The organism is Rhizobium sp. Root149 (genome assembly GCF_001427345.1).
GTDB classification, from domain to species: domain Bacteria; phylum Pseudomonadota; class Alphaproteobacteria; order Rhizobiales; family Rhizobiaceae; genus Neorhizobium; species Neorhizobium rhizoryzae.
On sequence record NZ_LMGD01000020.1, the window covers coordinates 1 to 13,807 of the forward strand.

Consider the following 13,807-nt stretch of genomic DNA (forward strand, 5'->3'; position numbering starts at 1 on the left):
TTTGGTCTTCGTCCGTACCTTTGGTAACGGCGGGAGCGGCGCTTCAGGGTCCACGGTCATAGACGCAATTGACGCCTCAAGCTTGCGGTCGCATTCGAGCATCTTCGCCTGGTAGAAGTCGTAAAGCTCCAGTGACTGGGAAAGAGCAAATATATGCTCATCACGATCGTTGCCAATCAGGGATGCTCTGATTGTTTCGACAGATGAGTGGCAGCGAACATCGCGCAACGATGCCAGAACGTCGGGATTGCGCTCACCGGAGACGATCGCACGGATGATCTTCATGCCCGTTACGCCTGTGATGTCGGAGACAACATGGTGGAGCTGTAGGTTCATCTCCATCAAAGCCTTCTGCATATGCTGGATATGAGCCGCCGCATACTCGACCAGCCGTTCCCGCTGACGCAGATAAGCACGCAGCGTTGCGACCTGTGCGTTTGGCCGAAAGCTGCCGCGCAGCAAGCCATAGGAATGCAACTGGCGAAGCCATGCCGCGTCGCTGACGTCCGTCTTCCTGCCAGGGACGTTCTTCGCATAACNNNNGCCGGTATCCAGTAGACGCCGGTCGACTCCATCGCCACGCTGGTGACACCGCAGGATCTGAACCAGGCGGCAAGATCATGCAAATCGTGGGTGAAGGTTCCGAATGAACGGATCGGCATCTCGGCACAATCCGGATTGACCGCGGCCATATGCATCGTGGACCCGATGTCGATGGCTGCCGCTCCGGCGTTCATGCGGGTGAGGTTCTGCGGCATATATGAACTTGTCTTTGGCATGGCTTCTCCTCCTCTGGATCGGGAGGGGCTGGGCCGCGCAAGTTCGTCATTTTCCTAACCGGGATCACCGCCGAAACAGCGTCACCACTCTCAAGTCCGCAACAGCCCATGTGCCACGTTTTTTAACGGGGTCGATCGCCTCCAATAAGCAGTCGGCAACTCCCCTCCGGCNGAAACAGCGTCACCACTCTCAAGTCCGCAACAGCCCATGTGCCACGTTTTTTAACGGGGTCGATCGCCTCCAATAAGCAGTCGGCAACTCCCCTCCGGGAGCCAGCGTAGCACAGCCTGTTTCTACCGCGCACAGGCGGACCGAAGCCCGTGATCGTTTTTTAAGATGTCACGCTCCGCCTTCAGCTTGGCCACTTCTTTCCGAAGCCTCCTCGATCTCAAGCTGCTCAGGCTTCATCTGTCCCTGACCAGGAAACGCCTGTGCTGGGTCCGAACCATATTCCCTGACCCACTTGCGCAGGACATTCTCATCGCGGGATGCCTGCGCAACGCCGACCCCACGCTCTCGAACCAATCTCACCGCCTCAAGCTTGTACTCGCGGCTGAACTTCCTTCGTTGCATTCATGCACTCCAGTTTCATTGGAAGCACCTTAACTCGGTGTCCAAGAAACCGGCAGCAGGCCATCCGGCGAAGGCCGCGGGTCAGGCCGCCTGAGCACTCAGCGTCTTGGGTGTCCAGTTCCACGGCAGCAATTGCTCCAGCCTGCTGGTCGGCGTGTCGGCAATGTTGGCGAGGACATCCGCCAGCCAGGCTTGTGGGTCGATGTCATTGAGCTTGGCCGTCATGATCAGCGTCGCCATGAAGGCGGCACGATCAGCACCACGATCCGATCCGGCGAAGAGCCATGACTTCCTGCCGAGAGCAAAACCTCTGAGCGCGCGTTCGGCGGCGTTGTTCGTGAGACAAATTCGGCCATCCTCGAGGAATGACTTAAATCCATCCCAGCGCTTCAGCATGTAGTCGATCGGCTCAGAGACAGGAGAACTGCGCGACAGTTTTACCCGCTCGGTTTGGAGCCAGTTATGCAGTTCTTCGATGAGTGGCTGGCTGTCTTGGCGGCGGCGCTCCAAGCGCTGCTCGCAGCTAAGGCCGTTGATCTCCCGTTCGATATCGAACAGGGCATCGATCCGTTTGACAGCCTCCAGCGCCATCGGCGAGATCGGTGCGGCTTTGCTGCCACGTTTGGCGTTCGCGGCGATGTCGGCCAGCACGAAGAACTTGCGGCGTGAATGTGCCCAGCAGAGTGCTTGGCGCAGAGGCGCGGGATCGCGATCTGCCTTGAACAGCGGATTGTAGCCGCCATAGGCATCCGCCTGCAGAATGCCGGAGAAGGTCTTCAGGTGGCGTTCGGGATGCTCCTGTCGTCGGTCTCGTGTTGCGTAGAACAAAGCTGCAGGCGGTGACAGCCCACCAAACGGCCGGTCATCCCTGACATAGGTCCAGATGCGGCCTGTATCGGTCTTTCCCTTTGCCAGGATCGGCATGGTCGTGTCGTCGCCATGCAGTCGCTCGGCGGCCAGGACATAGGCTTCGATCAACGAATGGATTGGCTTCAGGGCCGCGGCACACGCGCCGACCTGATCGGCAAGCGTCGAAAGGCTGAGGTCGATCCCCTCTCGGGCATAGCGCTCGCTCTGGCGATTGAGCGGCTGATGCTGGGCGAACTTCTCGAACAGGATCATCGCCAGAAGGTTGGGGCCGGCAAAGCCGCGAGGTGTCACATGGAAGGGCGCTGGCGTCTGGGTGATCTTCTCGCATTCGCGGCAGGAGAACTTCTCCCGCACGGTCTGAATGACTTTCCACTGACGCGGGATGACCTCCAGGGTCTCGGTGATATCCTCGCCGAGCTTCGACAGCTTTGCCGAGCCGCAGCAGGGGCAACTGGCTGGGGCGGCGATAACGACACGTTCACGCGGCAGATGTTCAGGAAAGGGCTTGCGTGACGGACGCTTGCGCTCGAAGGCCCTGACCGTCGAGGCACTGGCTGCGATCTCTGCATCCAGTTCATCTTCGCCGGCATCAGCCTCCAGCTCCTCAAGCTGCAGTTCCATCTGCTCGAGAAGCCGCGCCTTGCGCTCGGAGCGACTGCCGTAGAGGTCGCGCCGGACCTTCTCGATCTCTAGCTTCAGCCGCGCGATTAGCGCCTCGGAATGCGATACGAGCGCCTTCGCGCTGGCGGCCTCTGCCTTGGCGGTCGCGGCTTCTGCCTCGGCCGTGATGCGTCGGGCACGCTCCGCCGCCAGGGCCGCAAGTGCGCCGGCAAGGTCATCGGGAAGCTGTTCGACGGGGGTGTTCATGGCGAGATGGAATCATATTCGCTCCTGCCATTCCAGCATTTTTGCTTATCCGGCCGCGGTCGGTCGCCAGGTTTTTTGCGGCATCCGCCAGTCTATACCTTCCAGCAAATAACTGAGCTGCGCTGGCGTAATCACGACCGTCCCATCGGCCGCAGACGGCCATATGAAGCGTCCCCGTTCCAGCTTCTTCGTGAACAGGCACGCTCCCTGGCCATCATGCCAGATGACCTTGATCAGGCCACCGCCACGACCGCGGAACACGAACAGATGCCCGCACATCGGATCGCGCTTCAGCGTCTCCTGCACCATCAGCGACAGACCGGGAAAGCCTTTGCGCATGTCTGTATGGCCCGTTGCCAGCCAGACCTTCACACCAGCAGAGACCGGGATCATCGCCGACCCAGTACACAATCGAGAATGCGGCCAAGCGCCTCCGTGTCGATGTCGCTATCCACGCGGACGCGCCGACCGCGGCCCAGCTCAATCATCACATCGCTACGCTTGCGGCGGGGCTGCGATGAGGCCGGCGCTTCCGAGGCAACGGGTTGGACTGCCGGCGCCGCCTCCGAAACGATGACTGGCACCAATGTGCTCGATGTTGAGGTCGACGGCTCCTCGATCTGGCAGAGTTCCTTGCGCCAACGAAAGAGCTGGCTGACGTGGATGCCGGCCGATCGCGCAATCTCGGAAAGCACCGCCCCAGGCTCAAGGCAGGCTGCAACGAGCCGCTCCTTATCTTCGCGCGACCAGCGCCGACGGCGCTCGACAGACGTGATCACTTCAATCGGATGCTTCGTCATAGGACTACTCCTAGTGTTTGCACTAGGACTTCCGATGTTCGCGTCAACCTCGCAAGACGGCCTTCACCGGGGGCTTACTCAACACGCGGATCGCAAMACTGAGCAGTCCGCATGGATGCGTTCGAGATACTGTCCGTCAGTCGTGAGARCGACATCTCGAGGCAATCGACGTCGGCCCAAGGGGCGCACGAAACGCCACAAAACCCCATACGATACGATAAGGGCTCCGTTTGCTCGCTCTTGCAAAAGTTGAAAACTCCCATCTGACAGCGCGGCTACGAGTCAATCGGTGACGCGATTGTGGGAAGGCATCGCGGGCCAGCCATGGATGCTTTGGGTTCCCAGGAATCGAGTGGAGCATACCGTTGAACGCGCTCGCCCGCGCCTGATTGATTTATAGCACCAGTATGTCGTCTGCTGAACCAGAAAGCTAAGACATTACTCGATTGAGCGAACTCGCTCATACAGAATTAAAGCCTGCATGGCTGAATACGCGTTTGCCTCATCTCGAGCCTCGATCTGCCGCACCAGAACCCGGTGCGGCTCCACAAAGCCAAGAAGTTGAGAAGCGTCCGGACGCTGCATCAGCGGTCCATAGGCCAAGGCGTGCGATAGCTCGATGACCCCATACAGGGCTGCCATGAAAGGATTGCGGCTTGAGTCCGATATGATCCGATGCAATTCGAAGTCGGCCAGACTGAAAGACGTCACATCGGAAGCAGATAATTCCATCTGACGAAGCCAGTAGTGCATCAACCGGATCTGTTCGCCGGTTCGATGCCGGGCCATGTCCTGCGCAGCCAAGGGCTCAAGCTGCAGCCGCACATCATGTAGGCCTGAAATGAATGTCTCATCGGGTGGTGATGCCAAATGCCAGCCCAGAACCTGGGGATCAAAGAGGTTCCACCGTGTCCGCTTTGCTACTTTGGTCCCGACCTTCGGTCGCGCCTCCACAAGTCCTTTCGCCTCAAGTGTCTTGATTGCTTCTCGCAGGACAGTGCGTGATACCTGGAACCTATCCATCAGTTCAGCGTCGCTGGGAAGGACCGAGCCCGCGGGAAAACGACCCGAGATTACCCCTGTTCCTAGTTCCTGTATGACATGCGAGTGGAAATTCCGTGCCGTCATCCGCCCGGCAAGCGAGCGGAGAAGGCTTCCCGGTTCGCTCATGCGGCTGCCTTTTTCAGACGCGCACCAGCTTTGTGAGCACTGAAGACGAGCTGTTGCAAGAGGATGAAGAGGAAGAGCAACACGCCAATGGCGATTTTGGTCCACCAGCTCGAGAGAGTGCCATCGAACACGATGTAGGTTTGTACCAGTCCTTGCAGCATCACGCCGATCAGTGTCCCGAATACGAAGCCGTAGCCGCCAGTCAACAGGGTTCCGCCTATCACCACGGCCGCAATCGAGTCAAGTTCGATCCCGACGGCCGCGAGCGGGTAACCCGCGGACGTATAGAGCGAATAGACGATGCCAGCCAGCCCACCCAGAAGTGATGAAAGTGCGTAGATGCCGATGGTCACCGGACCGGTCGGTACGCCCATCAAGGCCGCAGAGGTCGGATTGCCGCCAAGTGCATAGACGTAGGAACCGAACCGCGTCCGGTGTGCAATGAGACCACCGATGAGAAATACGAGCAGCATCAGCAGCCCGATCGCGCTCAGACGACCTCCACCCGGCAATCGATAATATAGATCCATGATGGTTTTGTAGAAGGGATGACTGATCGGGATCGAATCCTGGCTAAGGATGGAGGCCAGACCCCGAGCGAGGAACATTCCGGCCAGTGTGACAATGAAAGGCGGAACCTGCAGAAAATGGATGACGGCTCCCATCGCCGCGCCGAACAACGCGGACATCGTCAGAACAATTCCAAAAGCTGCTATAGGATGCAGACCGAGGTGGGATACGAGTACCGCGACAACGACACCGGCCAGACCAATGACGGCACCTATCGACAGGTCTATGCCCCCTGAGATGATGACAAAGGTTGCTCCGACAGCGGCAATGCCGAGAAAGGCATTATCCGTGAGAAAGTTTCCAAGGATGCGAGTAGACCACATACCGGGATACTGCAGAATGCATAGCCCGTAAGCGACAACGAATATGAGGGTGGTGGCAGCCAGCGGCCGGTAACGCGGGTTCATCCTGTCTTTTCCGATGTCTGAATGGAGGGCTGCACGGGGCGCTGTTTGAAGATGCGATCCAGAGCGGGAGCCAGCTTTGCGCTTTGCAGCACGAGAATGATGATGATGAGGCCAGCTTTAACGATGAGATTGAACTCCGGCGGAAAGCCTGAGACCAGAATACCGGTATTCATGGCTTGAATTATAAGGGCGCCGACCACGGACAGTGGAATGGAAAAGCGCCCGCCCATCAGCGAAGTGCCGCCGATCACGACCGCCAGAATCGCATCGAGCTCCAGCCAAAGACCCGTATTGTTGGCGTCGGCCCCGCGAATATCTCCCGCTGCGATAGTGCCGGCAATTGCTGCACAAACACCGCCAAATGCATAAATCGCCAGCACAAGAGAGCGGCTGCGGAGAGCCGTGTAATTGGCAGCAGACCGGTTGATACCGATGGCTTCAATGAAAAGGCCAATGGCTGTTCGTCGCACAAGAAGATGAGCGCCCACCATCAACGCAATCGCAATCACTGCTGGCATGGGAAGGCCAAGGAATGAGCCAGTCCCGATGAAAATGAGCACGGGGTCGTTGAAGGTTACGATCGAACCCTCGGTAATCAATTGGGCAACACCTCTGCCCGCAACCATGAGAACCAGCGTTGCGACAAACGGCTGGATGCCCAGGATAGAAACCAGGAAGCCGTTCCACAGGCCGCAGAGCATTCCGACCGCCAAAGGTGCAAGAAGCATGATGATGACTGGTTGCCGGGTTACCGCACAGGTGGCGGCAACGGCACCCGCAACGGCCATCACCGCGCCGACCGAGAGATCGACTCCGCGTGTAGCAATGATGGCTGTCATGCCGATGGAAAGAATGGCGACCGGTGCACCCCGATTGATGACATCAACAAGGCTGCCGAAAAATCTGCCATCTCTCCATGCGACGTCAAAAAATCCCGGAAAGACGATCCAGTTAAAGAGAAGCACGCCGAGCAGCGCGACAAGCTGCGGAGATAGTAGGCGTTTGACGGACGGTATTCTCATTCGGCTGCCTCTGCATCCTGCGCTGCAATGGCGCGTACAATAGACGATGGATTGATCTCGGCTCCGCGAAGTTCGGCCACCAATGAACGATCCCGCATGACGACCACGCGCGAGGAATAGCTGACGATCTCGTCCAGTTCCGACGAAATGACGATGAGGGCCAGGCCGTCCTCTCGCAGGCGGCTGATCATGCGTACGATCTCGGCATGGGCGCCCACGTCGATGCCGCGCGTCGGTTCGTCGAGAATGAGGAAACGAGGATCCGTTGCCAGCCAGCGCGCAAGAATCACCTTTTGCTGGTTACCACCGGAGAGAAGCTTCACAGGAAGATCAGCGGAAGCCGTGCGAATATCGAGCGCCTCGATGAAATGCTCTGCGATCTCCATCTGTTCATCGCGATTGAGCGCCTGCAGCCATCCCAGCTTTGCTTGCATGGCAATGATGATGTTTTCCCGAACGGAAAGATCGCCGAAAATCCCGTCAACCTTGCGATCTTCTGGACAGAAGCCAAATCCCTGCGAGACTGCATCCTGCGGTGCGCGCAAAGAGATTTTCTGGCCGTCTATATCTAAAGCACCCTGGTCCGCCGTATCGATGCCGAACATCAATCGCGCCATTTCCGTTCGTCCGGAACCCAGCAGACCGGCAACACCAATGACCTCGCCACGATGAACGGTAAGATCAAAGGGATTCACCGATCCGGAACGACCGAAACCCCTGAAACGCATCAGCGGCGAAGAGGGTTCTGTGTCGTCGGCCGCCAGTTCTGCATGGACAAACGCCAGATCCTTGCCCAGCATCATGCGCACCAGACTTGTTCTGTCGAGATCGCCGATTGTTTCGCTTCCCACCAGGCGACCGTTGCGCAGTACTGTGACGCGATCACTCAGCTCAAACACCTGATCGAGAAAGTGCGTGATGAATACGATCGCAAGCCCGCGCGCCTTCAGCCGGCGGACAATTTCGAACAGCTTTTCGACTTCGGTTCGATCAAGGCTAGCCGTTGGCTCATCCAGAATGAGAACCTTGCCGGATAGCTCCACGGCACGGGCGATCGCAATAATCTGCTGGACGGCGACAGAGAAGGTCGAAAGTTCAGCATGGACGTCGATGTCCAGACCGTACTGGGAAAGAATACGATGCGCTTCCCGCGCCATTTTCTTCCGATCAACAAAACCATAGCGTCGCGGTTGACGCCCGATGAACAGGTTGTCGATTACCGTCATATTCGGCAGAAGATTGACTTCCTGATAGACAGTTCCGATACCTGCTGACTGTGCCTGTTGTGGCGTCGTGAACTGTACCGAAACACCATCGACCGAAATTTCACCGTGATCCGGCGTGTAGGCTCCGGTGATGATCTTGATCAGCGTCGATTTGCCTGCACCGTTTTCCCCTAGCAGCGCATGCACCTCGCCGGAATGCAAGGCAAGGTCCACGTTGTTGAGTGCGGTATGGTTGCCAAAGGTCTTGACAATACCCTTGGCCACAAGAACCACATTGGCGTCTGTGCCGCTGGTTTCCGGCGGTCGATTTCCAACACTGCCGGGATCTGCTGGCCTGAAGTCTGTTGGCATGAGCCCACCTGAAAGAGACATCGGCGCGTCTTCCCGCCGCATCTGGATTAGAGCATGTTCGCGCCAAATCTGCAGCTGTTTCGCATAGCTCTCCAACTGACTGGCAGGACGGGAGAACAAGCCCCGAGTGCGATCATCCTGAGTCAGGCTGCCACCACGGTTGGCCGCACGAAAAGCCGGAATCAGTGCTGAAGTTAAGGCATGTAAATGGAGGGAGGTTCGGCAATCACCAAACTTCCCTCCTGGGATGCTGATCAGTATCCCAAGCCCTTGCGGCGCTCATATTCACCCTTCGGATCATCCGCAGGGGTATAGAGCTTCGACTCGGTGATGATGAACTTTTCGGGCTGCTTCTTATCCTTCAGGAAGGCAGCAAGCGCATCAAGCGCCGGGCCTGCCATATTGGGCGTCAGCTCAACCGTCGCATTTGCTTCACCGGCAGCCATGGCCTGGAAGATATCCGGTACCGCGTCGATCGAGACGACAAAAATATCCTTGCCCGGCTTCAGGCCTGCATCCTTGATTGCCTGGATACCACCCACCGCCATATCGTCGTTATGAGCATACATGGCGCAGATATCCTTGCCGCCGTTTTCCGCCTTCAGGAAGCCTTCCATGACTTCCTTGCCCTTCGCGCGGGTAAAGTCGCCGGTTTGGCTTCGAACGATGGAAATGTTCTTTTGGCCAGCGATTGCCTCTTCAAAACCCTTCTTGCGATTGATAGCCGGCGTCGAGCCGACAGTGCCCTGAAGTTCGACAACCTTGCAGGGCTTGCTGCCCACTGTTTTCACCAGCCACTCCCCGGCGACACGGCCCTCCTTCACCTGATCGGAAGCAACCGACGTCAGATAGAGATCCTTCGGCGCATCAATCCCTCGATCCAGAAGGATGACAGGAATCTTGGCTTCCTTGGCTTCCGTCAAAACGTTCTCCCAGCCTGTCGCCACGACAGGAGCTACGAGAATTGCATCGACGCCCTGAGCGATGAAGCCGCGGATAGCCTTGATCTGGTTTTCCTGCTTCTGCTGGGCATCCGCAAATTTCAATGTGATGCCGCGCTTTTCAGCTTCGGCCTTGGTGACCGAGGTTTCCGCGGCGCGCCATCCCGATTCTGAGCCGATCTGCGAGAAACCGATGGTAAGGTTCGCAGCAAGAGCCGTAGAGCAGCCGAGTGCGATCATGCCTGCGCTGAGCGCAAGCGTGCGAAAAATGTTCATTGATGTCCTCCCAAAAAACGTCGCCTCCACGACGTAGAGTGACGATAATCAAAGCCCAACCTTCTGTAAAGCGTATAATAGTACAATATGTGCTGCAGTGCACAATGAATGGAAAGGTGAATTTCCAGCAACTATAGCTGCGATATGGTGATCAGGGCCCTGTCGTGGACAGCGTGACTGAAAGGGCGAGTGATCAGAATCTTGACCAATGGTATGATAATAGACGCGGTCTAGCTATGCCAGACTGCGGGCTGCGGGACGCTCGCTACCTATACGCATTGCCGATTTTTCGAACCGCAATACGTAAAAACAGGCACTTGCACGCATTGGTGCGATTTGAGACATGGCTGGAAACAGCAAATATACAAGACAATGAAAGAGGGCAGTAAGCCCCACAAGATCGCTAGGGAGTGATCGCATGAACAACCAGACACAAGCGGCATCGGCATTTCATGGTTCAAAGGTCGGTTTGCAGGCTGAAGATCTAGATGAGAGGCCGGATTTGACCGCAATCAAGGCTGCGCGTGACGTGTTGATCCTGAATACGGGAGGAACCATTGGCATGGTGCCGGGTCCGCAAGGATTGCAGCCGGGCGATGGTGTACTGGAACAGGCCGTGGCAGCGTTGGCGCCCGGTCCGATGACGGTCAACGTTCATGCCTTTACGCCACTCGTCGACAGCGCGGAAATCGGTCCGTCCGATTGGAACCGTATGATCGACCAGGTACTGGGTTTCAAGGGTGATGGTGTGATCATCACTCACGGGACGGATACGATGGCCTTCACTGGCGCAGCCCTGTCTCAGGCGCTGGCAGGGTGGGATTTCCCGGTTATATTGTGCGGGTCAATGAAGCCCCTTGGAACTGGCGGTGATGCAGAGGCGAATCTTTCTTTGGCTCTTGATGCCGTCAGTCGTGATCTGAAGGGAGTGTGGCTTGCGTTTGATGGCAGTCTTCTGCCGGCTGCTGGTCTTGTTAAGCACAATTCAAAAGAGGCTGACGCGTTTCGCTCCGTGCCGCAGGCACCTTTGCCGGCGCGCTCAGAACCGCGGCACTTTGCTGATCTGAACTTGGCGATCCTAACCCTGACACCCTTCGTTTCAGCCAAGGCGATTGCCGCTATGCTGAATGAACTGGATGGCGCCGTATTACGTGTCTTCGGTTCCGGAACAATGCCGTCTGATCCGAATCTGGAAGCAGTAATTGCTGCAGCTGTTCAACGAGGTTGCCGTATCCGTGCCGTCAGTCAGTGCGAGACGGGTGGAGTGGAGCCAGGCACCTACGCGGCAGGTGCCGCCCTTTGGCGCGCAGGTGTAGAAAATGGCGGCCTCGAAACACCGGAGGCTGCTCTCGCGCGGCTCTGGCTGGAGCTGTCGGCCACGCAAGGATGAAACAGCCGCAGCCGTGATGCGGCAATCTTCACTATCTGGCCCGTTCCAATGGGCCAGAGCATACTATTCAAATTTATCTTCAGCCTTTGGCTGACCAATTGTTTCGGGAGAGAGATCAGTGTCAGAAACACGAGAGTTGCGCGCGGAAGAAGATAGCCTTGGTGTGATCGATCTACCCAAGGATTGCCTTTGGGGCGTTCATACGCAGCGCGCAATCGACAATTTCCCCATTTCGGGCATCCCACTTTCGCATTTTCCAGAGTTCGTTCGCTCACTTGCTTGGGTCAAGAAGGCGGCTGCGGCAGCAAATCTCAATCTTGGTGTGCTTCCGGAACACAAGGCCAAGGTGATCGCTTCGGTTTGCGACGAGATTATCGGTGGTGCCCACCATTCCCAGTTCCGGGTGGACATGATCCAGGGGGGCGCCGGGACGTCCACGAATATGAATGCGAATGAAGTCATTGCCAACCTTGGTCTCATTCTTATGGGTCATGCACCGGGCGAATATGCGCATCTTCATCCCAATGATGACGTCAATCGTTCACAGTCCACCAATGATGTGTATCCAACCGCGATGCGGCTTGCGATCGTCAGCCAGTGCCAGCCATTTCAGGAATCGCAACGACGGCTCTCGGCGGCTCTCAACGAACGGGCGGATGTTTTTGCCAGTGTCCGCAAGATCGGCCGCACTCAGCTGCAGGATGCAGTTCCGATGACGTTGGGACAGGAGTTCGCAGGCTTTGCGGCCACGATCGACGAAGACATCGAGATCATCGGTCGCCTGTCGCAGCTCTTGCTTGAGGTCAATCTCGGCGGAACAGCCATCGGAACCGGTGTGAACACGCCGCCCGGCTATGCGGAAATGGTTATTCCGGAGCTGTTGCGCGTGTCTGGCTTCGAGGTCAAGCTTGCAGGGAACCTGATCGAGGCTTCATCCGATGCTGGCGCCTATGTCACCTTTTCTGGTGTCCTGAAGCGCATTGCCGTCAAGTTGTCGAAGATGTGCAACGACTTGCGCCTCCTGTCATCCGGCCCGCGCTCCGGCTTCAACGAAATTCGTCTGCCGCCAGTCCAGGCCGGATCCTCCATTATGCCGGGCAAGATCAACCCTGTCATTCCGGAGGTCGTCAATCAGGTGGCATTCCAGGTCATTGGCAATGATCTGACGGTTACCATGGCTGCAGAGGCCGGACAGTTGCAGTTGAATGCGATGGAGCCGATCATCATCCTCAACGTCCTTCAGTCGATGCGGATCCTGATGCAGGCAATGGATACGCTGTCAGAGCGCTGCATCAAAGGTATCGAAGCCAATGTCAGCCAGTGTGAAGGTGCCTTGGAAAACAGTCTCGTACTCGCGACGATGCTTGTTCCCTATATCGGTTACGCTAAGGCTGCCAAGGTCGCGAAGACGGCTCTCAGCAAAGATCAAAACGTCGTCGATACTGCGGTCGAGCTGGGTTTTGGAACCAGAGAACAAATCACGGCGATGATCTTCTAAAGCATGTCGTCGCTAAAACTGTGCAGCGGTTTTGCGCCGACGACATGCGATAAAATAACGAGTTAAAGCGTCAGGAGCGATGCTGAAAGATCGCGACGGGTTTTGACGCTGGCGCAGGATGAGACAAAAAAAAGATCTCCTCGGGCGGGCCGGGGAGATCCTTGCTCCTGCCTGGAGAGCAGAAGAACTTGACTGGAGCCGATGCTCTCCCGACTTGCGCCGGGGTGGATCAGAGCGAATTCGAACTCACGAATTATATTAGCAAAATCTATTTGATGTGTCGCTAAAAAAGTTAGCATGAATCATAAAATATGGAATGAACAGGCGCGGAAAGGCCGAAGCTTTACGTGCCGCATAACAGAAACCCGGCGCGAGGCCGGGTTTCCATGGTCCGACGTTAGTCAGATCAGAATGCGCGCTGGAGGCGGACGAAACCGGTCCACTGTTCCTGCTGGTTGTCGAAGTCCTGGTAGTTCACAGCAACCTTCGTGGAGAGGTTGGTTGCGAGCTGGTAGTCGAACGTCAGACCAGCCTTCCAGCCGTCACGGTTGCCAGTGAAGTCGCCAAAGCGGTTCTGGTCGAGCGTCCAGAAGTACTGAGCGCCGGGGGTGATCTTGAAGCGATCAGTAACCTTCACAGCGTATTCAGCTGCAACAGCCCACTCGGAAGCGTTGTAGTAGGCGTTCGCGCCGGAAGCCCATACAGCTGCCAGGCCAAGCGTGCCCGGGCCGAGTTCAGCCGTTGCGATAACGCGTGCTGCGCCTTCTTCGCGGTCGGTGTCGTAACCGCCAACGAGAGCAACCTTGGCAGGACCGAATGCGCCACCGATAATACCGGAGATGCCAACGTTGTTGTTGGTGATCGTGGTGTTCAGGCTTTCGAGTTCGTCAACCGAGAGACCGGCATAGAAAGCGCCAGCCGTGAAGGTGTAACGGATGGAGTTGAAGATGGAGTTGTTGGCCAGAACGTCGGTTTCGCCAGAAAGGCCGTCATCCCACCAGTTGTAGAAGTAACCAACCTTGAGGCCACCGAGTTCGATGAAGGCCTGGTCGACGTTTACGCCGCG

At 57.1% G+C, this 13,807-nt stretch carries 12 protein-coding genes and 1 pseudogene; 2 read left to right on the forward strand and 11 right to left on the reverse strand.

What is annotated here, in order from left to right:
- The 10 genes and pseudogenes from ASD54_RS12030 to ytfQ form a co-directional block, all read right to left on the reverse strand.
- Window positions 1-539 (reverse strand): transposase (locus ASD54_RS12030; RefSeq protein WP_348272045.1); only part of this gene is annotated, 539 nt, incomplete at both ends.
- Window positions 540-1,109: 570 nt separating this feature from the next.
- Window positions 1,110-1,353: pseudogene (locus ASD54_RS12035) on the reverse strand (transposase); the annotation flags it as partial.
- A gap of 81 nt (window positions 1,354-1,434) precedes the next feature.
- A complete protein-coding gene (locus tag ASD54_RS12040) occupies window positions 1,435-3,090 on the reverse strand; it encodes an IS66 family transposase (protein WP_062554864.1) in 1,656 nt (551 codons plus the stop codon).
- A gap of 45 nt (window positions 3,091-3,135) precedes the next feature.
- Complete coding sequence (gene tnpB / locus ASD54_RS12045; RefSeq protein WP_062554865.1) at window positions 3,136-3,483, reverse strand: IS66 family insertion sequence element accessory protein TnpB; 348 nt, start codon at window positions 3,481-3,483, stop codon at window positions 3,136-3,138.
- On the reverse strand, window positions 3,480-3,890 hold the full coding sequence (locus ASD54_RS12050) for a transposase (RefSeq protein ID WP_062554866.1): 411 nt from the start codon (window positions 3,888-3,890) through the stop codon (window positions 3,480-3,482). Before ASD54_RS12050 ends, tnpB begins: the two co-directional genes overlap by 4 nt.
- A gap of 438 nt (window positions 3,891-4,328) precedes the next feature.
- Window positions 4,329-5,060 carry a FadR/GntR family transcriptional regulator gene (locus tag ASD54_RS12055; RefSeq protein ID WP_062554867.1) on the reverse strand — a complete coding sequence of 244 codons (732 nt, stop codon included), beginning with the start codon at window positions 5,058-5,060 and terminating at the stop codon, window positions 4,329-4,331.
- A complete protein-coding gene (gene yjfF, locus ASD54_RS12060; protein WP_062554868.1) occupies window positions 5,057-6,037 on the reverse strand; it encodes a galactofuranose ABC transporter, permease protein YjfF in 981 nt (326 codons plus the stop codon). The genes ASD54_RS12055 and yjfF overlap by 4 nt, the downstream gene beginning before the upstream one ends.
- Window positions 6,034-7,059, reverse strand: a complete 1,026-nt coding sequence (locus ASD54_RS12065) for an ABC transporter permease (RefSeq protein WP_062554869.1) — start codon at window positions 7,057-7,059, stop codon at window positions 6,034-6,036. The genes yjfF and ASD54_RS12065 overlap by 4 nt, the downstream gene beginning before the upstream one ends.
- Complete coding sequence (locus tag ASD54_RS12070) at window positions 7,056-8,636, reverse strand: sugar ABC transporter ATP-binding protein (RefSeq protein WP_082547224.1); 1,581 nt, start codon at window positions 8,634-8,636, stop codon at window positions 7,056-7,058. Before ASD54_RS12070 ends, ASD54_RS12065 begins: the two co-directional genes overlap by 4 nt.
- A 254-nt stretch (window positions 8,637-8,890) precedes the next feature.
- Entirely contained in the window at window positions 8,891-9,853 is a 963-nt protein-coding gene (gene ytfQ, locus ASD54_RS12075) for a galactofuranose ABC transporter, galactofuranose-binding protein YtfQ (protein ID WP_062554870.1), read from the reverse strand.
- 418 nt (window positions 9,854-10,271) lie between these two features.
- On the opposite strand from ytfQ, the gene ASD54_RS12080 reads away from it, so the two are divergent.
- On the forward strand, window positions 10,272-11,243 hold the full coding sequence (locus ASD54_RS12080) for an asparaginase domain-containing protein (RefSeq protein ID WP_082547197.1): 972 nt from the start codon (window positions 10,272-10,274) through the stop codon (window positions 11,241-11,243).
- Between the two features lie 118 nt (window positions 11,244-11,361).
- The gene (locus tag ASD54_RS12085; RefSeq protein ID WP_062554871.1) at window positions 11,362-12,741 is read left to right on the forward strand and encodes an aspartate ammonia-lyase; all 1,380 of its coding nucleotides are present in this window, start codon (window positions 11,362-11,364) and stop codon (window positions 12,739-12,741) included.
- A gap of 406 nt (window positions 12,742-13,147) precedes the next feature.
- Here ASD54_RS12085 and ASD54_RS12090 read toward each other — a convergent pair.
- Window positions 13,148-13,807, reverse strand: a 660-nt coding sequence (locus tag ASD54_RS12090; RefSeq protein WP_244484749.1) for a porin, incomplete at its 5' end; no start/stop codon positions are given.

Excerpts from the sequence above, each read along its gene's own strand:
- ASD54_RS12040 (WP_062554864.1), bottom strand. The coding sequence starts at position 3,090 with ATGAACACCCCCGTCGAACAGCTTCCCGATGACCTTGCCGGCGCACTT.
- tnpB (WP_062554865.1), bottom strand. The coding sequence starts at position 3,483 with ATGATCCCGGTCTCTGCTGGTGTGAAGGTCTGGCTGGCAACGGGCCAT.
- ASD54_RS12050 (WP_062554866.1), bottom strand. The coding sequence starts at position 3,890 with ATGACGAAGCATCCGATTGAAGTGATCACGTCTGTCGAGCGCCGTCGG.
- ASD54_RS12055 (WP_062554867.1), bottom strand. The coding sequence starts at position 5,060 with ATGAGCGAACCGGGAAGCCTTCTCCGCTCGCTTGCCGGGCGGATGACG.
- yjfF (WP_062554868.1), bottom strand. The coding sequence starts at position 6,037 with ATGAACCCGCGTTACCGGCCGCTGGCTGCCACCACCCTCATATTCGTT.
- ASD54_RS12065 (WP_062554869.1), bottom strand. The coding sequence starts at position 7,059 with ATGAGAATACCGTCCGTCAAACGCCTACTATCTCCGCAGCTTGTCGCG.
- ASD54_RS12070 (WP_082547224.1), bottom strand. The coding sequence starts at position 8,636 with ATGCCAACAGACTTCAGGCCAGCAGATCCCGGCAGTGTTGGAAATCGA.
- ytfQ (WP_062554870.1), bottom strand. The coding sequence starts at position 9,853 with ATGAACATTTTTCGCACGCTTGCGCTCAGCGCAGGCATGATCGCACTC.
- ASD54_RS12080 (WP_082547197.1), top strand. The coding sequence starts at position 10,272 with ATGAACAACCAGACACAAGCGGCATCGGCATTTCATGGTTCAAAGGTC.